Annotated in this window: 1 protein-coding gene; it reads right to left on the bottom strand. The window is 74.4% G+C overall.

The features are described 5' to 3' along the window. Positions 1 to 221: helicase associated domain-containing protein (locus tag ABZS54_RS43025; RefSeq protein WP_355548949.1), on the bottom strand; the 221-nt coding region annotated here is incomplete at its 3' end. Between the last annotated feature and the right edge of the window lie 924 nt (positions 222 to 1,145).

Below are 1,145 nucleotides of genomic sequence, written 5' to 3'. Positions count from 1 at the left end.
GGGAGTTTCGCTCGCCTGCTCCTGGTGGTGGTCACCCACACCCCGAGCCTCACGTCCTCGCGCCATCCGTCGAACGCGACAACGGTCTCGACGTGTCCGCGGGGGACTTCGAGGTGCCCGACCCGCTCCCGATAGGCCGCCGCCGCGCCGAGCGCGATCTCGAACGCCTGCTCCCGCGTCCGTCTGGGCCTGACCCCGTCCGGTTCGGGGGCCTCGGCCACCGGCAGCGCCCAGGACGGTGTCGGCCGCAGCCCCGGGCTGGGTCAGCCCCAACCCGACCAAGCGCTCGCGCTGCTCCTGGCCCAGCGTGTCCCAGTCGGCGCGTTGCCGGGCGATCCATCGCCCGATCGTCTCGCCGCGGTGCACGACGTCCAGGCCGACATCGGCCGGCCGCGCCTGCTCGGTCGGGTTACTCGGCCGCGTGGTTGGCGTGCCGCCGATCGATGTCGACGGCGCCGAATGGGCGGCCTGTCCACGGCCGTACCCGACGCGGATGCTCGCCCCGCGCGCCCCACGCCCCGCGGTCACGGCCGCGAGTCGGCCCGGACCCGGCGGGTGGCGATGTGGGTCTGCCCCGACGCAGACTCCGCACTGTTGTGGCTGCGCCGGAACGTCTCGGCCGATTCCGTGCGGCGGTCCGGTGCCGCTGTCGGCGAGGCGATCGGGATCCGCCTCGCCCCCGGACGGTGCGCGACGGACCGCGAACGACGTTGCGCGGGGCGCTCGCCCCGTGTGCGGTTTCCACCGGCGAAGCGTGCCGAACGGGCACGGCCGGGACCGGCGCCTCCGAGTGCGGTCGGGGTGACGGGATTCGAACCTGCGATTGTCGACCCCCGTGGGTGGGGGAGCGCCGTCGCGGATCGGGGGAATCGTCGGATCCGAAGGTTGCGAACCGGTCGGCGGCCGGGTCTCGCCCGGACGCACGGTGTCTCGCCGGTGCCTTGGGCGGAGCGCGGTCCCGACGGCGTCGTCGTTGCCGGTCCGCGGTCTTCGCTGGTCTTCGCTCGGTACCGCGCCGAGTCCGGTCCTCGCGCGAGGACCGGACGCGGCGCGGCGGGGGGGCGGGGCCGCGCGGCCCCTGCGGGGGTGTTGGGGAGTTCCCACCTCGTTACAGCAGTGACCGCAAAACAGATAGAGTATTGGGG

Source organism: Embleya sp. NPDC005575 (genome assembly GCF_040605455.1).
Taxonomy (GTDB): Bacteria; Actinomycetota; Actinomycetes; order Streptomycetales; family Streptomycetaceae; genus Embleya.
Note: the sequence above shows the minus strand (reverse complement) of the source record. Positions and strands in the feature narration are given on the sequence as shown.